The 22,061-nt window shown below is 69.8% G+C and carries 21 protein-coding genes; 12 read left to right on the plus strand and 9 right to left on the minus strand.

Translation table 11 applies throughout. The features are described 5' to 3' along the window. Nucleotides 1–884: tripartite tricarboxylate transporter substrate-binding protein (locus tag IM725_RS10605; protein ID WP_193780564.1), on the plus strand; the 884-nt coding region annotated here is incomplete at its 5' end. A 39-nt stretch (nucleotides 885–923) separates the two neighbouring features. Here the strand turns inward: IM725_RS10605 and pobA are convergent. After that, nucleotides 924–2,096, minus strand: a complete 1,173-nt coding sequence (pobA, locus tag IM725_RS10610) for a 4-hydroxybenzoate 3-monooxygenase (protein ID WP_193780565.1) — start codon at nucleotides 2,094–2,096, stop codon at nucleotides 924–926. A gap of 122 nt (nucleotides 2,097–2,218) precedes the next feature. On the opposite strand from pobA, the gene IM725_RS10615 reads away from it, so the two are divergent. From IM725_RS10615 to IM725_RS10640, 6 genes are all read left to right on the plus strand, one after another. Then, nucleotides 2,219–2,977 (plus strand): IclR family transcriptional regulator domain-containing protein, encoded by a 759-nt coding sequence (locus tag IM725_RS10615; protein ID WP_193780566.1) that lies wholly within the window; start codon nucleotides 2,219–2,221, stop codon nucleotides 2,975–2,977. Nucleotides 2,978–3,091: 114 nt separating this feature from the next. Next, nucleotides 3,092–4,087: a sulfate ABC transporter substrate-binding protein gene (locus IM725_RS10620; protein WP_193780567.1), complete on the plus strand. Its 996-nt coding sequence runs from the start codon at nucleotides 3,092–3,094 to the stop codon at nucleotides 4,085–4,087. A gap of 1 nt (nucleotide 4,088) precedes the next feature. Further along, on the plus strand, nucleotides 4,089–4,979 hold the full coding sequence (gene cysT, locus IM725_RS10625; protein ID WP_193780568.1) for a sulfate ABC transporter permease subunit CysT: 891 nt from the start codon (nucleotides 4,089–4,091) through the stop codon (nucleotides 4,977–4,979). Next, a complete protein-coding gene (gene cysW / locus IM725_RS10630; protein WP_193780569.1) occupies nucleotides 4,976–5,866 on the plus strand; it encodes a sulfate ABC transporter permease subunit CysW in 891 nt (296 codons plus the stop codon). Before cysT ends, cysW begins: the two co-directional genes overlap by 4 nt. Continuing rightward, nucleotides 5,863–6,972, plus strand: coding sequence for a sulfate/molybdate ABC transporter ATP-binding protein (locus IM725_RS10635; RefSeq protein ID WP_193780570.1), 1,110 nt, complete (start codon nucleotides 5,863–5,865; stop codon nucleotides 6,970–6,972). The genes cysW and IM725_RS10635 overlap by 4 nt, the downstream gene beginning before the upstream one ends. Nucleotides 6,973–7,015: 43 nt before the next feature. Then, nucleotides 7,016–7,546 (plus strand): disulfide bond formation protein B, encoded by a 531-nt coding sequence (locus IM725_RS10640; RefSeq protein WP_193780571.1) that lies wholly within the window; start codon nucleotides 7,016–7,018, stop codon nucleotides 7,544–7,546. A gap of 13 nt (nucleotides 7,547–7,559) precedes the next feature. On the opposite strand, the gene IM725_RS10645 is transcribed toward IM725_RS10640, so the two are convergent. Next, nucleotides 7,560–7,991, minus strand: a complete 432-nt coding sequence (locus tag IM725_RS10645; protein WP_193780572.1) for a VOC family protein — start codon at nucleotides 7,989–7,991, stop codon at nucleotides 7,560–7,562. Nucleotides 7,992–8,013: 22 nt separating this feature from the next. Beyond that, the gene (gene argA, locus IM725_RS10650) at nucleotides 8,014–9,366 is read right to left on the minus strand and encodes an amino-acid N-acetyltransferase (protein ID WP_193780573.1); all 1,353 of its coding nucleotides are present in this window, start codon (nucleotides 9,364–9,366) and stop codon (nucleotides 8,014–8,016) included. Between the two features lie 157 nt (nucleotides 9,367–9,523). On the opposite strand from argA, the gene hrpA reads away from it, so the two are divergent. Continuing rightward, on the plus strand, nucleotides 9,524–13,393 hold the full coding sequence (hrpA, locus tag IM725_RS10655; protein WP_407692519.1) for an ATP-dependent RNA helicase HrpA: 3,870 nt from the start codon (nucleotides 9,524–9,526) through the stop codon (nucleotides 13,391–13,393). A gap of 9 nt (nucleotides 13,394–13,402) precedes the next feature. Here hrpA and IM725_RS10660 read toward each other — a convergent pair whose 3' ends face one another. The 6 genes from IM725_RS10660 to lptF form a co-directional block, all read right to left on the minus strand. Continuing rightward, nucleotides 13,403–13,561 (minus strand): DUF3309 family protein, encoded by a 159-nt coding sequence (locus IM725_RS10660; RefSeq protein WP_193780575.1) that lies wholly within the window; start codon nucleotides 13,559–13,561, stop codon nucleotides 13,403–13,405. A gap of 114 nt (nucleotides 13,562–13,675) precedes the next feature. Beyond that, on the minus strand, nucleotides 13,676–14,851 hold the full coding sequence (locus IM725_RS10665) for a pyridoxal phosphate-dependent aminotransferase (RefSeq protein WP_193780576.1): 1,176 nt from the start codon (nucleotides 14,849–14,851) through the stop codon (nucleotides 13,676–13,678). Next, complete coding sequence (locus IM725_RS10670) at nucleotides 14,841–15,785, minus strand: CysB family HTH-type transcriptional regulator (RefSeq protein ID WP_193780577.1); 945 nt, start codon at nucleotides 15,783–15,785, stop codon at nucleotides 14,841–14,843. Before IM725_RS10670 ends, IM725_RS10665 begins: the two co-directional genes overlap by 11 nt. A gap of 49 nt (nucleotides 15,786–15,834) precedes the next feature. Next, entirely contained in the window at nucleotides 15,835–16,197 is a 363-nt protein-coding gene (locus IM725_RS10675; protein WP_193780578.1) for a sirohydrochlorin chelatase, read from the minus strand. Continuing rightward, nucleotides 16,194–17,300 (minus strand): LPS export ABC transporter permease LptG, encoded by a 1,107-nt coding sequence (lptG, locus tag IM725_RS10680; RefSeq protein WP_193780579.1) that lies wholly within the window; start codon nucleotides 17,298–17,300, stop codon nucleotides 16,194–16,196. The genes IM725_RS10675 and lptG overlap by 4 nt, the downstream gene beginning before the upstream one ends. Further along, entirely contained in the window at nucleotides 17,297–18,403 is a 1,107-nt protein-coding gene (lptF, locus tag IM725_RS10685; RefSeq protein ID WP_193780580.1) for an LPS export ABC transporter permease LptF, read from the minus strand. The genes lptG and lptF overlap by 4 nt, the downstream gene beginning before the upstream one ends. A 32-nt stretch (nucleotides 18,404–18,435) precedes the next feature. On the opposite strand from lptF, the gene IM725_RS10690 reads away from it, so the two are divergent. From IM725_RS10690 to IM725_RS10705, 4 genes are all read left to right on the plus strand, one after another. Continuing rightward, complete coding sequence (locus IM725_RS10690; RefSeq protein WP_193780581.1) at nucleotides 18,436–19,923, plus strand: leucyl aminopeptidase; 1,488 nt, start codon at nucleotides 18,436–18,438, stop codon at nucleotides 19,921–19,923. Nucleotides 19,924–19,927: 4 nt separating this feature from the next. Then, entirely contained in the window at nucleotides 19,928–20,362 is a 435-nt protein-coding gene (locus IM725_RS10695; RefSeq protein ID WP_193780582.1) for a DNA polymerase III subunit chi, read from the plus strand. Then, nucleotides 20,362–20,751, plus strand: a complete 390-nt coding sequence (locus tag IM725_RS10700) for a hypothetical protein (RefSeq protein WP_193780583.1) — start codon at nucleotides 20,362–20,364, stop codon at nucleotides 20,749–20,751. Before IM725_RS10695 ends, IM725_RS10700 begins: the two co-directional genes overlap by 1 nt. A 117-nt stretch (nucleotides 20,752–20,868) precedes the next feature. Continuing rightward, complete coding sequence (locus IM725_RS10705; RefSeq protein ID WP_193780584.1) at nucleotides 20,869–22,002, plus strand: branched-chain amino acid ABC transporter substrate-binding protein; 1,134 nt, start codon at nucleotides 20,869–20,871, stop codon at nucleotides 22,000–22,002. The last annotated feature ends 59 nt before the right edge of the window (nucleotides 22,003–22,061 follow it).

Here is a 22,061-nt window from a genome sequence, read left to right on the forward strand (position 1 = left end):
CCCTGGTCGTGCCCTTCGCTGCCGGCGGCCCCACCGACGTGGTCGCGCGCACGCTGGGCGCTTCCATGACCCGCACGCTGGGCCAGACCGTCGTGGTCGAGAACCGGCTGGGCGCGGGCGGCACCATCGCCACCGCGGCCGTCGCCCGGGCCAACCCGGACGGCTACACCTTCTTCATCCACCACACCGGCATGGCCACTGCGCCGGCGCTGTACCGCAAGCTTCCGTTCAACCCGCTGACCGACTTCGAGTTCGTCAGCCAGGCGGTCGAGGTGCCCATGACGCTGCTGGCGCGCAAGGACTTCCCGCCCAACAACTTTCCCGAGTTCGCCGCCTACGTGAAGGCCAACGCGGCCAAGATCAACCTGGCCAACGCCGGCCTGGGCGCGGTGTCGCAGCTGTGCGGCATGTTGCTGGAGAAGTCGCTGGGCGTGAAGGTGACGTCAGTGCCCTTCCAGGGCACGGCGCCGGCCATGCAGGCGCTGCTGGGCGGCCAGGTCGACATCCTGTGCGACCAGACCACGCAGACCCTGCCGCAGATCAAGGGTGGCAAGGTGAAGTTCTATGGCGTCACCACGCCGGCGCGCATCAAGGTCATGCCCGAGGCGCCGACCCTGGCCGAGCAGGGGCTCAAGGGCTTCGAGGTGGTGGTCTGGCACGGCATCTACGCCCCCAAGGGCACGCCCAAGCCCATCCTCGAGAAGATGAATGCCGCCGTGCGCACGGCGCTGAAGGACCCGATGGTGGTGCAGCGCATGGCGGAGATGGGCGCCGAGATCGTCCCCGACAGCCAGCTCACGCCCGAGGCCCTGCAGGTGAAGCTGAAGACCGAGATCGACAAGTGGGGGCCCATCATCAAGGCCGCGGGCGCCTTCGCCGACTGATCGAGCCGCCGGCCGCCTGCCGGGCGGCCGGCGCTGTGTTCACAGCGGGAGGCCGACGTAGTTCTCCGCCAGCGAGGTCGAGAGCGCGCGTGAATTCACCAGGTAGTCCAGCTCGGCCTCCTGGATCTTCTGGCCGAAGCCCTCGGTGTCCGGGAAGCGGTGCATCAGAGAGGTCAGCCACCACGAGAAGCGTTCGGCGCGCCAGATCCGGCGCAGGCAGCGCTGTGAGTAGTGGTCGATGCCGGCGTCGCTGCGTTCCAGGAAGCGCTCGATGAGCGCACCGGCCAGGTACTTCACGTCCGTGGCGGCCAGGTTCAGCCCCTTGGCGCCCGTGGGCGGCACGATGTGCGCGGCGTCGCCGGCCAGGAACAGCCGGCCGAAGCGCATGGGTTCGGCCACGAAGCTGCGCAGCGGGGCGATGCTTTTCTCGATGCTGGGGCCGGTGACGATGCGCTCGGCCAGCTCGGGGTCCAGGCGGCGCCGCAGCTCGTCCCAGAAGCGCGCGTCGCTCCAGTCTTCTACCTTGTCCGACAGCGGGCACTGCACGTAGTAGCGGCTGCGCGTCAGGCTGCGCATGGAGCACAGCGAGAAGCCGCGCTCGCTGTTGCCGTAGACGATCGCGTGCGGCGACACCGGCGGCGTGTCGGACAGCACGCCCAGCCAGCCGAAGGGGTAGACGCGCTCGAACTCCTTGACCATGTCCTTGACGCTGGCCCGGCTCACGCCATGGAAGCCGTCGCAGCCGGCGATGAAGTCGCAGTCGATGCGGTGCGTGGCGCCGTCCTTCTCGTAGGTCACGAAGGGCTTGTCGCCCTCGAAGCCTTGCGGCTGGACCTGGGCGGCCTCGTAGACGGTCTGCAGGCCAGCCTCGGCGCGGGCCGCCATCAGGTCGCGGGTGACCTCGGTCTGGCCGTAGGCCGTCACCACCTTGCCGCCGGTCAGGCCGTGCACGTCGATGGGGTGGCGCTGGCCGGAGAACACCAGCTCGATCGAATGGTGCACGGTGCCGCCCGCGTCCACGCCCTGGCCCACGCCGGCCTCGTGAAGCAGGTCGACGGTGACCTGCTCCAGGATGCCGGCGCGTATGCGCGACAGCACGTAGTCGCCGCTCTGGCGCTCGAGGATGATGTTGGCGATGCCGGCCTTGTGCAGCAGCTGGCCGAGCAGCAGGCCCGAGGGGCCGGCGCCGATGATGACGACCTGGGTACGCATGGGTTCGCAGTCTCCTTGCCGGCGAGCTTAGGCCCGCGCCGCCGCCGTCCGCGGCCGGTGCGCGACGGGTTGTGCGATGATCGGCCGTTCTGCGCGATCATCGCGCAACGGAGCCGCACAGGATGGCCATCGCGCACGCGGATTTCATCGAGGGCATGGCCAAGGGCATGGCGGTGCTGGAGAGCTTCGGCCCGACGCGCCAGCGCCTGAACGCCACGCTGGCGGCGCAGAAGGCCGGCATCACGCGCGCCGCGGCGCGGCGCCACCTGCTGACGCTCGCCCACCTGGGCTACCTGGAGACCGACGGCAGCTGGTTCTGGCTGGCGCCCAAGGTGCTGGGCTTCTCCGGCAGCTACCTGGCCTCCGCGCAGCTGCCGCGCGTGGTCCAGCCGGTGCTCAACCGCCTGGCCGCCGACACCGGGCAGTCGTTCTCGGTGGTGGTGCTGGACGGCGATGCCTGCGTGATCGTCGCCCGCAGCAGTGCCAGCCGGGTGCTGGCCTACGGCCTGCACCTGGGCGCCCGGCTGCCGGCCCACGCCACGTCCACGGGCCGGGTGCTGCTGGCGGCGCTGCCCAAGGCGGGGTTCCGCAGCTGGATGGCGGGCCGGGAACTGCCCCGCCTCACGCCGCGCACGGTGACCGACGCCAAGGCCTTCCGGGCCCTCATCGACAAGGTGCGGCAGGAGGACTGCTGCCTCGCCCAGGAAGAGCACGAGCTGGGGGTGCACGCCATCGCCGTGCCCCTGCGGGACATGCGCGGGCGGGTGGTCGCCGCGCTCAACGCGGTGGTCAACCCGCCCCAGGCCGATGCGGCATGGATGGTGCGCCACCTGCTGCCCGTGCTGTGGGAGGCCGCGCGGGATCTGCGCGCCGTGCTCTGAAGGGGCAGGCGCCAGGCATCTTTATGCCTGGATCGCATTAACAAACTACAAATCATTCGTTGTGGGTTGAACGAGCGGCGCCCAGAATCCGCGGTTCCGCACCGGAACAGACCCATGAACGCCCGCATCAAGACCCTCATCGCCGGGCTGGCCCTTGCCGCCAGCGGCTTCGCCAGCGCCCAGCAGACCCTTCTGAACGTCTCCTACGACGTGGCGCGCGAGTTCTACAAGGACATCAATGCCGCGTTCGTTCCGTACTACAAGAAGCAGACCGGCAAGGACGTGAAGATCGAGCAGGCCCACGGGGGCTCCAGCGCGCAGGCGCGGGCGGTGGCCGACGGCCTGGACGCCGACGTGGTCACCATGAACACCACGACGGACATCGAGTTCCTGGCCGACCGCGGCGTGGTCGCCAAGGACTGGGCCAAGCGCTTCCCCGACAACGCCTCGCCCACCACCTCGACCATGCTGTTCCTGGTGCGCAACGGCAACCCCAAGGGCATCAAGGACTGGGACGACCTCATCAAGCCCGGCGTGCAAGTGATCGTCGTCAACCCCAAGACCGGCGGCAACGGCCGCTACGCCTACCTGGCCGCCTGGGGCTACATCAAGAAGAAGGGCGGCACCGACGCCCAGGCCGCCGAGTTCCTCGGCAAGCTGTACAAGAACGTGCCGGTGCTGGCCCGGGGCGGCCGCGATGCAACCACGGCCTTCCTGCAGCGCAACACCGGCGACGTGCTGATCACCTTCGAATCCGAGGTGGAATCGGTCAACAAGGAGTTCGGCGCGAACAAGGTCGACCCGGTCTACCCGTCGATCAGTATCGTGGCCGAGAACCCGGTGGCCGTCGTCGAGCGCACGGTGGCCAAGAAGGGCACCGCCGAACTGGCCAAGACCTACCTCAACTTCCTGTACACCGACGAAGCCCAGGAGATCGCCGCCAAGCACTACCTGCGCCCGCATTCGCCGGCCGTGCTGAAGAAATACGCCGCCACCTTCAAGCCGATCAAGCTCTTCACGGTGCACGAGATGTTCGGCTCGCTGTCCGAGGCGCAGAAGGTGCACTTCAACGACGGCGGCCAGTTCGACAAGCTCTACACCGTCCGCTGAGATGGCTGGCGCGAGCATCGCCGTGGCGGCGCCGGCGGCCGGGGCCGGGGCGCCCGGCCGCGTGGCCGGGGGCAACCGGAAGGTGCTGCCCGGCTTCGGCCTGACGCTGGGGTACACGCTGGTGTACCTGAGCCTGATCGTGCTGATCCCGCTGTCGGCGCTGGTGCTGAAGACCTTCTCGCTGACCGGCGCGCAGTTCTGGGCCGCGGTCAGCTCGCCCCGGGTGCTGGCGGCCTACCGCCTCACCTTCGGCGCCTCGCTGGTGGCCGCCCTGGTCAACGTGGTCATGGGCCTGCTGGTCGCCTGGGTGCTGGTGCGCTACAGCTTCCCGTTCAAGAAGCTGGTCGATGCCCTGGTGGACCTGCCCTTCGCGCTGCCCACCGCGGTCGCCGGCATCTCGCTCACGGCGCTGCTGGCCAACAACGGCTGGCTGGGGCAGTACCTGGAGCCGCTGGGCATCCAGCTCGCCTTCAACGCCCGGGGCGTGGTGATCGCGCTCATCTTCATCGGGCTTCCCTTTGTGGTGCGCACCGTGCAGCCCGTGCTGGAGGACACCGAGCGCGAACTGGAGGAGGCCGCCATGAGCCTGGGCGCCACCCGCTGGCAGACCTTCACCCAGGTCATCTTCCCGGCCATCGCGCCGGCGCTGCTCACCGGCTTCGCCATGGCCTTCGCGCGCGCGATCGGCGAGTACGGCTCCGTCATCTTCATCGCCGGCAACGTGCCCATGGTGTCCGAGATCACGCCCCTCATCATCATCGGCAAGCTGGAACAGTACGACTACGCCGGCGCCACCGCCGTGGCCACGGTGATGCTGCTGTTCTCCTTCATCCTGCTGCTGGTGATCAACGGCCTGCAGGCCTGGCAGCGCAAGCGATCGGGGGGTGCATGAGCGCCAGCCTGGCATCCCGCCGCGTCGCCACCACCGAGGCGCCCTGGGTGCGGTGGACGCTCACCGCCATCGCGCTGGGCTTCCTGCTGCTGTTCCTGCTGCTGCCGCTGGCGGCGGTGTTCACCGAAGCCCTGCGCAAGGGCCTGGACGCCTACCTGGACAGCCTGAAGGAGCCCGACGCCTGGTCGGCCATCCGGCTCACCCTGTTGACAGCGCTGATCGCGGTGCCGCTGAACCTGGTCTTCGGCGTCGCCGCGGCCTGGTGCATCGCCAAGTACGAGTTTCGCGGCAAGGCCTTCCTCACCACCCTGGTGGACCTGCCGTTCTCGGTCTCGCCGGTGGTGGCGGGCCTGGTCTACGTGCTGATGTTCGGCGCCCAGGGCTGGTTCGGCCCCTGGCTGGCCGCGCACGACATCAAGATCGTGTTCGCCGTGCCGGGCATCGTGCTGGCCACGGTCTTCGTCACCTTTCCCTTCATCGCCCGCGAGCTGATCCCGCTGATGCAGGCCCAGGGCAACGAGGAGGAGCAGGCCGCCATCGTGCTGGGCGCCAACGGCTGGCAGACCTTCTGGTACGTCACGCTGCCCAATATCAAGTGGGGCCTGATCTACGGCGTCATCCTGTGCAACGCGCGGGCCATGGGCGAGTTCGGCGCGGTGTCGGTGGTGTCCGGCCACATCCGCGGCCAGACCAACACCATGCCGCTGCACGTGGAGATCCTCTACAACGAATACCAGTCGGTGGCGGCCTTCGCCGTCGCCTCGCTGCTGGCGCTGCTGGCGCTGGTGACGCTGGTGATCAAGTCGGTGGCCGAGTGGCGCCACGAGCGTGAAATGAAGGCGCTGGCGGAACTGCCGCCCGAGCGCCCGCTGAAGGAAGCCCCATGAGCATCGAAATCCGCAAGGTCAGCAAGCGCTTCGGCGATTTCCATGCGCTGCGCGACGTCAACCTGGACATCAACTCCGGCGAACTGATCGCGCTGCTGGGGCCCTCGGGCTGCGGCAAGACCACGCTGCTGCGCATCATCGCGGGCCTGGAGACGGCCGACGCCGGCAGCATCCTGTTCTCCGGCGAGGACACCACCGACGTGCACGTGCGGGACCGCGGCGTGGGCTTCGTGTTCCAGCATTACGCGCTGTTCCGCCACATGACGGTGTTCGACAACGTGGCCTTCGGGCTGCGGGTGAAGCCGCGGCGCGAGCGCCCGCCGGAGGCGCAGATCAAGGCCAAGGTGCACGAGCTGCTCTCGCTGGTGCAGCTGGACTGGCTGGCCGACCGCTTTCCGGCCCAGCTCTCGGGCGGCCAGCGCCAGCGCATCGCCCTGGCCCGCGCGCTGGCGGTGGAGCCGCGCGTGCTGCTGCTGGACGAGCCCTTCGGCGCCCTGGACGCCAAGGTGCGCAAGGAGCTGCGCCGCTGGCTGCGGCGCCTGCACGACGAACTGCACGTCACCAGCATCTTCGTCACGCACGACCAGGAAGAGGCGCTGGAGGTGGCCGACCGGGTGGTGCTGATGAACGCCGGCAAGGTGGAGCAGGTGGGCTCGCCCCAGGAGGTCTGGGACCACCCGGCCAGCCCCTTCGTCTACGGCTTCCTGGGCGACGTGAACCTCTTCCACGGCCGCGCCCACGAGGGCGAGGTGGAGCTCGAGGGCATGCGCATCCAGGCGCCCGAGCATGCCGGCGCCCGCGACGCCAAGGCCCGCGCCTACGTGCGGCCGCACGATTTCGCCCTGGCGCGCTACGTGCCCGGCCAGGACCTGGAAGGCGAGGGGGGCGCGCGCGGGATTGTGGTGCAATTGAGCCGTGCGATCGTGGTCGGCCCGGTGGCCCGGCTGGAACTCATCCCCGCGGACGAGACTCCACTCTCCCAGGGCGACGACGCGATCATCGAGGCGCAGATCCCCGCGCAGCAGTACCGCGAGATGGGGTTGCGCGAGGGCGAGACGCTGGTGGCCACGCCGCGCCGCGCCCGCGTGTTCGTCGAAGGCGCCTGACCGGCATTCCGTCCGGCGGCGCAGCCAGTCCGGAGGTGTGAAAGTGTCGGTTTTCGAATGGTTTGAACGGGCGCCCCGCCGCGTGCTGGCCCTGGTGAGCCTGGCCTGCGTGGCCATGCTGGCTTTCGGGCTCTACCTGCAGCACGTCGTCGGGCTGGAGCCCTGCCCGATGTGCATCGTGCAGCGCTACGCGCTGCTGGGCGTGGCCGTGGTGGCCGGCGTGGCGGCGGCGTTCCGCGGCCGGGGGGCCGCCATCGTGGGCAGCCTGCTCATGCTCGCCATCTCCGGCTTCGGCGCCTTCGTCGCCGCGCGCCAGTCCTGGCTGCAGTGGCACCCGCCCGAGGTCTCGGCCTGCGGCCGCGACTTCTACGGGATGATCGAGGCCTTCCCGCTGCGCCGCGCCATTCCCATGATCTTCAAGGGCAGCGGCGACTGCTCCAAGGTCGACTGGACCTTCCTGGGCGGCTCCATCGCCAACTGGTCCTTCGTGTGCTTCGTGGCCTTCGCGCTGATCGCGCTGCTGCTGCTGGCCCGCAACCTGGGCGCGCCGCGCGGCCGCCAGGCCTGGGCCTAAGGCCCGGCCGCCGTCAGGCCGCGGGCAGCGGCCCGGGAGGCCCCTTCAGTTCCACCACATTGCCTTCGGGGTCCTCCAGGTAGAGGGAGGGCCCGTCCCCTTGCGCGCCATAGCGCAGGGCGAGTTCGCCGGCTGGCACGCCATGGCGGGCCAGGTGGGCGCGGACCGCCACCGGGTCCAGGGCCTCGACGCGAAGGCAGAAGTGGTCCAGGTTGCGTCCCTGGGCGCCGGCAGCGGCGCCGCCGGGCCGCCCCAGGGGGCCGTCGACCGGCACGAGGTCGATCAGCGAACTGCCGGCCCGCAGCTGCCACAGCCCGATGTCCTCCTGCACCTTCTCCAGGGTGCAGCCCAGCACCTGCGTGTAGAAGGCCAGCATGCGGGCCAGGTCGGCCACGCGCAGCACCAGGTGGTCGATCTGGGCGATGGAGAAGGGGGCGGTGGACATGGGGCTCCCGCGGGCCGCCGCCTCAGGGCAGCAGCTTCTTCACGAAGACCATGCTGCGGCGGTCCCAGTTGTACTTCTTCTTGCGCGCCTCGGGCAGCCATTCCGCATCCACCTGGACGAAGCCGCGCTTCTGGAACCAGTGCATGGTGCGCGTGGTCAGCACGAAGATGCTGTCCAAGCCCATGGCGCGGGCCCGCTGCTCCACCCGCTTGAGGATCTTCTCGCCGTCGCCCTGGCCCTGGCTCTGCGGCGACACCGTGAGGGCCGCCATCTCGCCGGTGCGGGCCTCGGGGTAGGGGTACAGGGCGGCGCAGGCGAAGATCACGCCGTCGTGCTCGATGATGCTGTAGTTGGACACGTCGCGCTCGATCTCGGTGCGGCTGCGCTTGACCAGGGTGCCGTCCTTCTCGAAGGGCTCGATCAGCTGCAGGATGCCGCCCACGTCGTCGGCCGTGGCCTCGCGCAGGCTCTCCAGCTTCTCGTCGATCACCATGGTGCCGATCCCGTCGTGCACGTACACCTCCAGCAGCAGGGAGCCGTCGGTGGCGAAGGGGATGATGTGGCTGCGCTCCACGCCGCCCTTGCAGGCCTTCACACAGTGCTGCAGGTAGAAGGCGGTGTCGGTGGGCTGCTGCGGGGAAGGCAGGCTGGCCAGCAACTGCTCGGCGGCGGCCAGCGGCAGCTCGGTGTCGATCGGGTTGTCCTCGGACTCGGGCTCCAGCGGCTTGACACGCACGCCGGGAATCTCGGTCAGGAACACCAGCTTGTCGGCCTGCAGCGCGATGGCCACGCTGGTGGCGACCTCCTCCATGGTGAGGTTGAAGGCTTCGCCGGTGGGCGAGAAGCCGAAGGGCGAGAGCAGGACCATGGCGCCCAGGTCCAGGGTGCGCAGGATGCCGGCGACGTCCACCTTGCGCACCAGGCCGGAATGCTGGAAGTCCACGCCGTCCACCACGCCCACGGGGCGGGCGGTGATGAAGTTGCCCGAGATCACCCGCACCGTGGCGCCGGCCATGGGGGTGTTGGGCAGGCCCTGGCTGAAGGCGGCCTCGATCTCGTAGCGCAGCTGGCCGGCGGCTTCCTGGGCGCAGTCCAGCGCGACCTCGTCCGTGATGCGCATGCCATGCGAATAGCGCGCCTCGTGCCCCTTGGCACGCAGCTGCTCGTTCACCTGCGGGCGGAAGCCGTGCACCAGCACCACCTTCACGCCCATGCTCTGGATGAGGGCCAGGTCCTGCACGATGCTGTGCAGCTTGCCGGTGGCGATCGCCTCGCCCGCCATGGCGACCACGAAGGTCTTGCCGCGGTGCATGTGGATGTAGGGCGCGACCGAGCGGAACCAGGGGACGAAGGTGAAATTGAAGACGGCGGACATGGCAGCGAAAGTGTAGTGGCAAGCGGCGCCTGCCCGTGCGGTCCGCGGCGAAGGCCGATAATCGAGGGTTTCCCTGCGACGCCCGCCCCCGCCCTTGTCCCCGCTCCAGATCACGTTCCCTGAATCCCTGCCAGTCTCCGCCCGGCGCGAGGAGATCATGGCCGCCATGCAGGCGCACCAGGTGGTGATCGTCTGCGGCGAAACGGGCTCGGGCAAGACCACGCAGCTGCCCAAGATCGCGCTCGCGCTGGGCCGGGGCAAGTTGAATGCGGCCCCCGGCCAGCCGGGCAAGCTGATCGGCCACACCCAGCCGCGCCGCATCGCCGCCTCCAGCGTGGCCAAGCGCATCGCCGAGGAGCTGAAGACGCCGCTGGGCGAGGTGGTGGGCTTCAAGGTCCGCTTCCAGGACCGGCTCTCGCGCGACGCCTCGGTCAAGCTGATGACGGACGGCATCCTGCTGGCCGAGACGCAGACCGACCCGCTGCTCAAGGCCTACGACACGCTGATCATCGACGAGGCGCACGAGCGCAGCCTCAACATCGACTTCCTGCTCGGCTACCTCAAGCAGATCCTGCCCAGGCGGCCGGACCTGAAGCTGGTGGTGACCTCGGCCACCATCGACGCCGAGCGCTTCGCGAAGCACTTCGAGTCGGCGGCCGGCCCGGCGCCGGTGCTGTATGTCTCCGGCCGCACCTTCCCGGTGGAGCAGCGCTGGCGCCCGTTCGAGGAGACGCGCGAGCGCGGCCTGAACGAGGCCATCGCCGAGGCGGTGGACGAGCTCTGGCAGGGCGCGCGGGGCGGCGACATCCTGGTCTTCCTGCCCGGCGAGCGCGAGATCCGCGAGGCGGCGGACCACCTGCGCGGCCACCTCTCGCACAGCCCGCTCACCCGCGGCACCGAGGTGCTGCCGCTGTTCGCCCGCCTGTCGCAGGCCGAGCAGGACCGCATCTTCGACGGCCACAGCGGCCGCCGCATCGTGCTGGCCACCAACGTGGCCGAGACCTCGCTCACGGTGCCGGGCATCCGCTACGTGATCGATGCCGGTACCGCGCGGGTGAAGCGCTACAGCTTCCGCAGCAAGGTGGAGCAACTGCTGGTCGAGCCCGTGAGCCAGGCGGCCGCCAACCAGCGCGCGGGCCGCTGCGGCCGGGTGGCCGACGGCATCTGCATCCGGCTCTACGACGAGGCCGACTTCAACGGCCGGCCGCGCTTCACCGACCCGGAGATCCTGCGCTCCTCGCTGGCCGGCGTCATCCTGCGCATGAAGTCGCTGGGCCTGGGCGACGTGGAGGCCTTCCCCTTCCTGGAGGCGCCGTCCCGCCGCGCCATCACCGACGGCTACCAGCTGCTCAACGAGCTGGGCGCCGTGGACGACAACAACGTGCTCACGCCCATGGGCCGCGAGCTGGCCCGCCTGCCGCTGGACCCGCGGGTGGGCCGCATGATCCTGGAGGCGCGCGAGCGCGGCGCCCTGCAGGAGGTGCTGGTCATCGCCGCCGCCATGTCCGTGCAGGACGTGCGGGACCGGCCCATGGACCAGCAGGCCCAGGCCGACCAGCAGCACGCCAAGTTCGACGACGAGAAGAGCGAGTTCAGCGGCTACGTGACGCTATGGAACTGGCTGGACAAGGCCCGCGGCGGCCACGGCAGCGAGCACCGCCTGTCGAACCGGCAGTACGAGCAGCTGCTGCGGCAGAACTACGTCAACGTGCGCCGGGTGCGCGAGTGGCGCGACATCCACAGCCAGCTGCTGACCGTGGTCACCGAGCACCGCTGGCCGCTGAACACCGAGCCGGCCTCCTACGAGGCGATCCACAAGAGCATGCTGGCCGGCCTGCTGGGCAACATCGGCTGGAAGATGGAGGACGAAGAGGTCTACCTGGGGGCGCGCGGCATCAAGTTCCACCGCCACCCGGGCGCCCACCTGAAGAAGCGGCCCGGCCGCTGGGTGGTCTGCGCCGAACTGGTGGAGACGGCGCGCCTCTTCGGCCGCGGCATGGCCAACATCGACCCGCAGTGGGTGGAGGAGGTCGCCGGCCACCTGCTGCGCAAGCAGCTGCTGGACCCGCACTGGGAGAAGAAGGCGGCCGAGGTGGTGGCCCTGGAGCGGGCCACCCTGTACGGCCTCGTGATCTACAGCGGGCGGCGCGTGCCCTTCGCCCGCGTGGACGTGGCCGGCGCGCGCGAGGTCTTCATCCGCGAGGGCCTGGTCGCCGGCCAGTGGGACACGCGCCTGCCTTTCCTGGCGGCCAACCGCAAGCTGGTGCGCCAGGTGGAGGAGCTGGAGCACAAGTCGCGGCGCCAGGACGTGCTGGTGGACGACGAGCTGATCTACGCCTTCTACGACGCCAAGCTGCCCAAGGACGTGTTCAACGGCGCGACCTTCGAGCACTGGTTCCGCGAGGCCTCGCGCGCCGACCCGCAGCTGCTGCGCCTGTCGCGCGACGAGCTGATGCGGCACGAGGCCGCGGGCATCACCACCGACGCCTTCCCGCGCACCCTGCGCCTGGGTGGCGTGGACTGCGCGGCCGAGTACCTGCACGCGCCCGGCGATGCCCGCGACGGCCTCACCGTCTCGGTGCCGCTGTTCGTGCTGAACCAGGTCGCCGAGGAGCGGGCCGAGTGGCTGGTGCCCGGCATGCTCAAGGACAAGGTGCAGGCCCTGCTCAAGAGCCTGCCGCAGCGTCCGCGCTCGCGCTTCGTGCCGCTGCCCGAGTCGGCGTCGCGCATCGCGCAGCTGCTGGCCGAAGGCGGCCGCTGGGCCGAGGGCTCGCTGGTGGATGCCCTGCTCAAGCAGGTTCGCGACGAGACCAGCCTGGACGTCAAGCGGGCCGACTTCAAGCTGGACATGCTGCCCGCGCACCTGTTCATGAACTTCCGCATCGTCGACGAGCACGGGCGCCAGCTCGGCATGGCGCGCAACCTGGGTGCCCTCAAGGCGGAGTGGGGCGCCAAGGCCCGCGGTGCCTTCCAGGCCCTGGCGGGCATGAAGGTGGCTGCTGCGCAGGGGGGCGGCGAGCCGGCTTCGCAGGGCACGAGCGCGCCGGCGGGCGGGCGCGGCACGGCCCCGGGCCGGGGCGGCGCCACGGGCGCCGAGGCCGCGACCCGTGCAGGGGGCGGCGCGCCGGCCGGGCAGGGCACTCGCCCGGGCCCGGCGGGCGCCACCGCCGCGCCGGCCGACCAGCGCTACACCGCCTGGACCTTCGGCGAACTGCCGGAGCTGATGGAAGTGCGCAAGGGCGGCGTGAGCCTGGTCGGCTTTCCCGCGCTGGTCGACCAGGGCGACGCGGTCGTCATCGAGGTCTTCGACGAGCCCGACGTCGCGGCCGCCAGGCACAGGGCGGGGCTGCGCCGCCTGTTCGCCCTGCAGATCCGCGACGCGCTCAAGTACCTGGAAAAGAACATTCCCGACCTGCAGAAGATGGCCGTGGCCTTCATGCCGCTGGGCACCGCCGAGGAACTCAAGGCACAGGTCATCGACGTGGCCCTGGACCGGGCCTTCCTGCAGGGCGAGCTGCCGCAGGACGCTGCCGCCTTCGAGCGCCTGCTGGGCGAGGGGCGGGCCCGCCTGACGCTGATCGCCAACGAGGTGGCCCGGCTGGCCGCGGCCATCCTGGTGGACTACCAGGCCGCGACCCGCAAGCTCAAGGACACGCGCAACCAGCCCGAGGTCTCGGCCGACGTCACGCAGCAGCTGCAGCGCCTGATGCCCAAGCGCTTCCTGGCCGTCACGCCCTGGGCGCAGCTGCAGCACCTGCCGCGCTACCTCAAGGCCGTCACGCTGCGGCTGGACAAGCTGCGCGCCGACGCGGCGCGCGATGCGGCCCGCATGGCCGAGCTGCGGCCGCAGGAGCAGCGCTACTGGCGCCTGGTGGCCGAGCGCAAGGGCGCGGTGGACGCGCGCATGCAGGAGTTGCGCTGGCTCCTGGAGGAGCTGCGCGTGAGCTTCTTTGCCCAGGAGCTGCGCACGCCGCAGCCGGTGAGCGTCAAGCGCCTGGACAAGGTCTGGGCCCAGCTGGCCGGCTGAGCCCGCCGGTCAGAGCCGGCCCATCAGCAGCAGCACGACCAGGATCAGCACCACCAGGCCCAGGCCGCCCGAGGGCCCGTAGCCCCAGCTGCGGCTGTGCGGCCAGGTCGGCAGGGCGCCGACCAGCAGCAGCACCAGCACGATGAGCAGGATGAGCGAAAGCGACATGGAGGTCTCCCGGGTTGTTGCGGAGCCTCCATGCTGTGGCGCGGCAGGCGGCTGGCGCGACGGCGCAGGGCGACGTCGCCGGTCAGGCTGCGCCGTGCCGCGCTGTGGGACGCCCTAGAGCCGGGCCAGGCGCCCCAGCGCGGCGCGCAGCGTTTCGTCCTTCTTGGCGAAGCAAAAGCGCACCACGCGCTGCTCGAACCCGCCGCCGTAGAAGGCCGACATGGGGATCGCCGCCACGCCGATCTCGCGCACCAGCCATTCGCAGAACGCCGGCTCGGACAGGTCCGACACGCGCGAGATGTCGGCGCACTGGAAATAGGTGCCCTCGCAGGGCAGCAGGTCCAGCCGGGTGCGGGCCAGGCCCTCGCGGAACAGGTCGCGCTTGCGCTGGTAGAAGGCCGGCAGCTCGCGCGCCGGAGCCGGGTCTGCCATGTAGCGGGCGATGCCGTGCTGCACCGGCGTGTTGACGGTGAACACGTTGAACTGGTGCACCTTGCGGAATTCCGCCGTCAGCGCGGCGGGAGCGGCCACGTAGCCCACCTTCCAGCCCGTGACGTGGAAGGTCTTGCCGAAACTGGAGACGATGAAGCCCCGTGCGGCCAGGCCCGGGAAGCGGGCGATGCTCTGGTGCTCGCGGCCGTCGAAGACCATGTGCTCGTAGACCTCGTCGCTGATGACCAGCACCTCGGTCGGGGCCAGCAGCTCCTCGAGCCGACCCATGTCCTGGGCGCTCCAGCAGGTGCCGCTGGGGTTGTGCGGGGTGTTCACCAGGATCGCCCGCGTGCGCGGGGTGATGGCCGCGGCGATGCGGTCGAAATCGGGACGGAAGCTGTGCGGGGTGAGCGGCACGCGCACCACCGTGCCGCCGGCCAGCGCGATGTTGGGCACGTAGCTGTCGTAGCAGGGCTCGAGCACGATCACCTCGTCCCCAGGGCGCACCACCGCCAGCACGGCGGTGATGATGGCCTGCGTGGCGCCGGCGGTGATGGTGATCTCGGTGGCGGTGTCGTAGCGCCGGCCGTAGAAATCCTGCAGCTTCGCGGCCACCGCCGTGCGCAGCGGCGCCACCCCGGCCATGGGCGGGTACTGGTTCAGGCCTTCCAGCATGGCCGCGTTGACCCCCTGCACCAGGGCCGGGTCGCAGTCGAAATCGGGGAAGCCCTGGCCCAGGTTGACGGCGCCGTGCTCGGCCGCCAGGGCCGACATCACGGTGAAGATGGTGGTGCCGACTTCGGGCAGCTTGGTCTGCAGGGCGGGCGTGTGCACCCGTGCGACGCGCTCAGATTCCATAGTCGTTGGTGTGGCCGCTCATGGCCTTGGCGATGAGGTTGCGGTCCAGCCGGGGCGAGAGCAGCTCGGCGAACTTGAAGACGAAGTTGCGCAGGTAGGCGCTGCGCTTGAAGGCCACCCGCGCCACGTTCTGCCCGAAGAGCGTGCCCAGCGGACGCACCGCCAGTTCGCTGCCCGCAGGCTCGTCGCGCACTGACATCTCGGCCACGATGCCGATGCCCAGCCCCAGCCGCACGTAGGTCTTGATCACGTCCGAGTCGATGGCTTCCAGCGCGATGCGCGGCTCCAGCTTGCGCTGGGCGAACGCGGTGTCTATGCGCGTGCGGCCGGTGAACGAGGGGTGGTAGGTGATGATGGGCTCGGTGGCCAGGTCTTCCAGGCTGATGCGCTCCTTGGTGGCCAGCGGATGGCTGCGCGGCAGCACCAGCACGTGCTCCCATTCGTAGCAGGGCAGGGTGACCAGGTCCTGGTAGTGGTCCAGCGATTCGGTGGCGATGCCGATCTCGGCGATCTCGTCCAGCACCATGCGCGCGACCTGGTCGGGCGAGCCCTGGTGCAGCGTGACGTTGACCTTGGGGTAGGCCTCGCGCAGCTTGGCCACGGGCACGGGCAGCACGTAGCGGGCCTGGGTGTGCGTGGTGGCGATGGAGAGCGTTCCGCTGTCCTCCGCACTGAACTGTTCGCCGATGCGCTTGAGGTTGCCGACCTCGCGCATGATCAGCTCGATGCTCTTGATCACGTGCTGGCCGGGCTCGGTGACGCGCTTGAGCCGCTTGCCGTGGCGGGCGAAGATCTCCACGCCGAGTTCTTCCTCGAGTTCGATGATCGCCTTGGAGACGCCGGGCTGCGAGGTGTGCAGGGCCTTGGCCGCCTCCGTCAGGTTCAGGTTGCGGCGCACCGCCTCCTGCACGAATCGGAACTGGTGGAGATTCATACTTGATCTCTTCTAAGCGAAGCGATCATTATGCACCAGCCAATCTAAGTCAGCCGACGCCCTCGAGCACCAGCCGGGCCAGCAGGTCCAGCACGCGGGGGTCTTCGCCGACCGCGGGCAGCACCTCCACGGCCAGCGTGGGGTGGGCCTCGCGAAGCTGGGCCACCAGGCCGGGCAGGTCCTCGCGGGCGTGCTTGCCGGTGCCCAGGAACATGGGCAACACGACCAGCTGGCGGGCCCCGGCCGCGGCGAGGCGCCGGCCGGCCTCCGCCATGTCGGGCGCCTGCAGTTCCAGGAAGCCGCATTCGACCAGGGCGCCGGACGCCCGCACCCGGGCGGCCACGGCATCCATGGGGGCGCGCCACAGCGGATCCCGCGAGCCGTGGCCGAAAAGCAGGATGCCGCGCGTCATCGCCGCAGCACCAGCCAGCCGAACGCGGCGAGCGAGAACAGGGTGTAGATCAGGCCCGGCGCGCCCGCGGCCAGCCAGGGCTGCCAGGCGCGCAGGTTGCCGATGTAGCCGAACACGTTGTTGAGCAGGAAGAAGCTGATGCCGATCAGCACCCCGATGAAGACATAGGTGGTGATGCCGCGCTGGCGGAAGTGCAGGTAGGCGAAGGGCAGGGCCAGCACCACCATCACCAGGCAGCTCAGGGGGTAGAAGACCTTGCGCCAGAACTCGATCTCGTAGCGCTGCGAGGTCTGGTTGTTGGCTTCCAGGTGGCGCATGTACTGGAACAGGTCGATGGTGGCCATGCGGTCGGGCTGCAGCAGGGCGACGGAGACCATCTCCTGCGTGATCTCGGTCGGCCAGCGGAAGCTGGGCATGCGGGTGCGCTCCACGTGGGCCCCGCCCGGGCCCTGGGTGCTGAACTCGGTGCGCTCCGCGTCCTCGAGCAGCCAGGCGTCGTCGTCGCGGGCGAAGCGCCCGCGCGGGGCCTGGGTGATGCTGACCAGGAAGCCCCGCGTGTCGGATTCGATGATGCGCACGCCCTGCATGTTGCCCTCGGGCGTGAGCGCCTTCACGTTCACGTTGTAGGTGTGCCAGGCCTGCCGCTCCTTGAGCCAGGCGCCGGTCTGGCCGATGCTGATGCGGCCTTCCAGCCGGGCCTTGAGCAGCTGCCCCGCGCGGTCCGCCATGGGGGCGAGGTAGTCGCCGGTGGCGAAGGTGGCCACGGTGAAGATCAGCCCGAGCAGCAGCAGGCTGCGCAGCGCGCGCCCGGGGCCCAGGCCGCTGGTGCGCAGGATGGTGTATTCGGAGCTCTGCGCCAGCCGGGCCATCACGAAGATGGTGCCGATCAGCACCGCGATGGGCAGCAGTTCGTACAGGTGGCTGGGCACCATCAGCGCCACGTACACCAGGGCCTGGGTGAGGCGGTAGCTGGTGACGCCACGGCTCAGGTTGGGCAGTTCGTCGACGAAGTCGAAGAAGAAGAACAGCGCCAGGAAGCCGGCGGCCACGAAGGCCACCGCGGCGAAGACCTCGCGGTAGATCAGACGGCGCAGGGTCTTCAAGCCGTGCCCCCGGCGCGCCGGCGCGGCAGCAGGGCCCGCAAGGTCCAGGCGTTGTGCTGCTTGGCCAGCCACAGGCCCGACAGCAGCAGCACCCCGCCGTGCAGCCCCAGCATGTAGGGCACCAGCCGCACGCTGCCGCTGGCGACCCAGCTCTGGCCCAGGTTCAGCAGGTTAAAGTAGACGATGAAGGCGAACAGGGCGAACACCAGGTTGCCGCTGCGCCCCACGCGCGGGTTCACGCTGGAGACCGTCACCGCGATGACCACGAAGTTGAGCGAGGCCAGCGCCAGGCCCAGGCGCCAGCCGAGTTCACCCAGGTTGGCGTTGGTGGGCCGGGTGACCAGCGTCCAGGTGCCCAGGCTCTTGGCGGGCATGTCGTCGTGGTTGCCCATCTCGGCGGCGCCGATGCGGTTGAGGTATTCCTCGAACTCGCTCACCCGCAGCTGCGGGTCCTTGCCGGTGGTGCTCTCCATGCGCTGGCCGTTGGACAGCAGAAGGAACTGGCTGTCGCCCTCGGTCACCACCCGGCCGCTGCGCGCCGAGGTGACGGTCTCGCGGCCATGCTCGTTGGTGGAGATGAAGATGTTCTTGCCCGACTTGTTGTCCGGCGTGTCCTTGTCCAGGAAGAAGACGCGGGTGCCGCTGGCCGACTCCTGGAACTGCCCGGGCGCCACCCGCTCCAGGTCGCCCCGCTTGCCGTAGCGGTCCTTGAGGTCCTGCGTCTGCGCATTCGCCCAGGGCCAGACCAGCAGGGCCAGCGCCGTGATGGCGACCAGGATGGGCCAGGCGAACCGGAACAGCGGGCCCAGGAAGGCCGACAGGCCGCGCCCGGCGCCGAACCAGATCACGGTCTCGCTGTCGCTGTACATGCGCGAGAGGGTGCCCACGATGGCGATGAACAGGGACAGGGTCAGGATGGGCGGCAGGTAGCCCAGCACGGCGTAGCCCATCACCATCAGGATGTCCTTGGGGTCCACGCTGCCGCGCGTGGCCAGGTTCAGGGTGCGGATCAGGGTCATCGTCATCACGATGGTGACCAGGACCACCAGGGTCGCGCCGAATCCGCGGGCGAGTTCCTTGCGCAGGGACGAATGGAATAACATCGGCGCGGCCAAGCCTCACAAAACCCCGGATTATGGACTTCGAACTCAAGACCCTGGACGCCGCCGGTGCGGCGCGCGAGAAATGCGATGCCCTGCTGCTGCTGGTGGGCGATGCCTTCAAGCCGGGCAAGGACCCGCTGGCCCGCCTCGCCGGGGAGGCGTTGAAGGCTGGCCACTTCGAGACCAAGGCCGGCAAGACGCTGCAGGCCTACCGGCCCGAGGGCGTGGCCGCCGCGCGGGTGGTGTTCGCCGGCATCGGCGACGGCTCGCCGCGCCGCGTGCATGCGGCCGTGCAGTCGGTGGTCGCCAGCCTGCGCACCGCGGGCGTGCGCCGCCTGGTGGTGAGCCTGCCGGCCGAAGCCCCGCAGGCGGCGGTGCGGGCGGCGGTGGTCGCCGTGGCCGAGGCCAGCTATGTCTTCGTGGCCACCAAGTCCAAGCCGGAAGGGCGCGAACTGGAAAAGGTCATCGTCGGCGTGGCCGATGCCAGTGGCCAGCGCGAGGCCTTCGAGAACGCCTGCGGCGCCGCCGTGGGCATCGAGTACGCCCGCGAACTCGCCAACCTGCCGCCCAACCACGCCACGCCGACGCGCCTGGGCGAAGAGGCGAAGAAGCTGGCCAAGGCGCACGGATTCGCCTGCGAGGTCATGGGCCCCAAGGAGATCGAGAAGCTGGGCATGGGGTCCTTCCTGGCCGTGGCCCGGGGTTCCGAGCAGCCGCCGCGCTTCATCGTGCTGCAGCACAAGGGCGGCGCGGCGGGCGAACCGCCGGTGGTGCTGGTGGGCAAGGGCATCACCTTCGACTCGGGCGGCATCTCCATCAAGCCGGCACCCGAGATGGACGAGATGAAGTTCGACATGGGGGGCGCGGCCAGCGTGCTGGGCACCTTCCGCGCGCTGGGCGAGATCCAGCCCGCGATCAACGTGGTCGGCCTGATCCCCAGCTGCGAGAACCTGCCGGACGGCAAGGCCGTGAAGCCGGGTGACGTGGTGCGCAGCATGAGCGGCCAGACCATCGAGATCCTCAACACCGACGCCGAAGGGCGCCTGATCCTGTGCGATGCGCTCACCTATGCCGAGCGCTTCAAGCCGCGGGCGGTGATCGACATCGCCACGCTCACCGGCGCCTGCGTGATCGCGCTGGGCCATGTGCGCAGCGGCCTGTTCGCCACCGACGACGCCCTGGCCGAGGCCCTGTTCGCCGCGGGCGAGGCCGCGCAGGACCCCTGCTGGCGCATGCCCCTGGACGACGAGTACGCCGAGGGCCTGAAGACCCATTTCGCAGACGTCGCCAACGTGGCGGGGCGCCCGGCCGGCTCGGTCACGGCCGCCAAGTTCCTGCAGCGCTTCGCGACCCGCTACCCCTGGGCCCACCTGGACATCGCCGGCACCGCCTGGAAGAGCGGCGGCGCCAAGGGCGGCACCGGCCGCCCCGTCGGGCTGCTGCTGCAGTACATCCTGGGCCAGGCCGCCTCGGCGCCGGCCAAGGCGCCCGCGCGGCGCAAGGCGGCAGCCCGGAAATGAGGGCATGACCGGGATCGAGTTCCACTTCAACGCGCCCTCGCGCCTGGACTACGCCTGCCGCCTGCTGCGCAAGGCAGCCCTGCGCGGGGCGCGGGTGGCGGTGACGGGCGCGCCGGCCACGCTGCAGGAACTCGACACCGCCCTGTGGACCTTCTCGGCCACCGATTTCGTGCCCCATTGCAGCGCCTCCGCCCCCGCCGAGGTGCTGGCGCTCACGCCGGTGGTGCTGTGCGAGCAGCCCACCCGCAGCCCGCACCATGCGGTGCTGCTGAACCTGGGTGAAGGCGTCCCCGAGGGCTTCGAGCGTTTCGAGCGCCTGATCGAGGTGGTGACGCTGGACGAGGACGACCGGCTGCGGGCGCGCGAGCGCTGGAAGCACTACAAGGCGCGCGGCTACGCGCTGGAGCGCAAGGACCTGGAACTCAAGGAGGGCCGCTGATGGCCAACCGTGTGCCGCCCCGTTTCGTGCCCACCCTGACCGAGGTCGTGCGGCCGGACGCGGTCCTGCCCGCCGGGCCGCCGCAGGCTGCCGCACCGGCGCCCGCTCCTGCGACGCCACCCTGGGCACCGGCGCCGGCCCAGGCGGCCGCGCCGGCCCCCGCACCCGCACTGGCCGGCCTCACCGAGGAGCAGATGGTGCACCGGGTCATGCAACGCATCGACCTGGGCCTGGAGCGGCGCCTGCGCGAAGCCATCGCCGCCACAGTGCTGCAACAAACGCGCGACCTGGGCCCGCTGCTGCGCGACGAGGTGGAGCAGGTGGTGCGCCAGGTGGTCTCGCAGGCCTTCGCGGAAGAACTCAACGTCGATCCACATCAACGATCCTGAGTGCACCCCCGGTTCCTAGACCTTTCCCTATGGTCCGGGTCCGGAAATTGCGATATGTTCGCGGCCGTTGAGCGCGAACAATTACTCAACCTTTTTCCCTAATTCGGAGGTTCTCCTATGCAAATGAAGTACAAACTGACGGTCCTCGCAGCGGTCGCCGCCATCAGCGGCGTGGCGCTGGCGCAGGACGTGCAAGTGGTCAAGATCGGCCACGTCGCCCCGATGTCCGGCCCGCAGGCGCACTACGGCAAGGACAACGAGAACGGCGTTCGCATGGCCATCGAGGACCTCAACGCCCAGGGCGTCGTGATCGCCGGCAAGAAGGTCAAGCTCGAGATCCAGGCCGAGGACGACGCCGCCGACCCGAAGCAGGGCACGGCCGCCGCCCAGAAGCTGTGCGACGCCAAGGTCGCCGGCGTGGTCGGTCACCTGAACTCCGGCACCACCATCCCGGCCTCCAAGGTCTACAACGACTGCGGCATCCCGCACATCACCGGCGCGGCGACCAACCCCGCCCTGACCAAGCCGGGCTACGACACCACCTACCGCATCATCGCCAACGACAACGCCCTGGGTGCCCAGCTGGCGCTGTACGCGGCCGACACCCTCAAGCTCAAGAGCGTGGCCATCATCGATGACCGCACGGCCTATGGCCAGGGCGTCGCGGAAATCTTCAAGAAGACCGCCGAGTCCAAGGGCGTGAAGGTCGTGGACAGCCAGTACACGAACGACAAGGCCACCGACTTCATGGCCATCCTGACCTCCATCAAGGCCAAGAAGCCCGACGCGATCTTCTACGGCGGCATGGACACCCAGGCCGGCCCCATGCTGCGCCAGATGGAGCAGCTGGGCATGTCCGACGTCAAGTTCTTCGGCGGCGACGGCATCTGCACGACCGAGATCGCCAAGCTGGCGGCCGGTGCCAAGACGCTGGGCGGCGTGGTCTGCGCCGAGGGCGGCCTGTCCATCGACAAGATGCCCGGCGGCAAGGCCTGGAAGGCCCGCTACGACGCCAAGTTCCCGGGCCAGTTCCAGATCTACAGCCCGTACACCTACGATGCCACCTTCGTGCTGGTCGACGCCATGAAGCGCGCCGGTTCCACCGACCCGAAGAAGTACATCCCCGAGCTGAAGAAGACCAACTTCAAGGGCATCACGGCCACCATCCAGTTCGAGCCCAACGGCGAACTGAAGAACGCCGCCGCCACGCTGTCGACCTACAAGGACGGCAAGAAGGTCACGCTCAACTGAGCCGTTCCGACCCGCTGAAAGAAGCCGCCGCGAGGCGGCTTTTTTCTTTTGCGGCTGAC

Source organism: Ramlibacter aquaticus (assembly GCF_015159745.1).
Taxonomy (GTDB): Bacteria; Pseudomonadota; Gammaproteobacteria; order Burkholderiales; family Burkholderiaceae_C; genus Ramlibacter; species Ramlibacter aquaticus.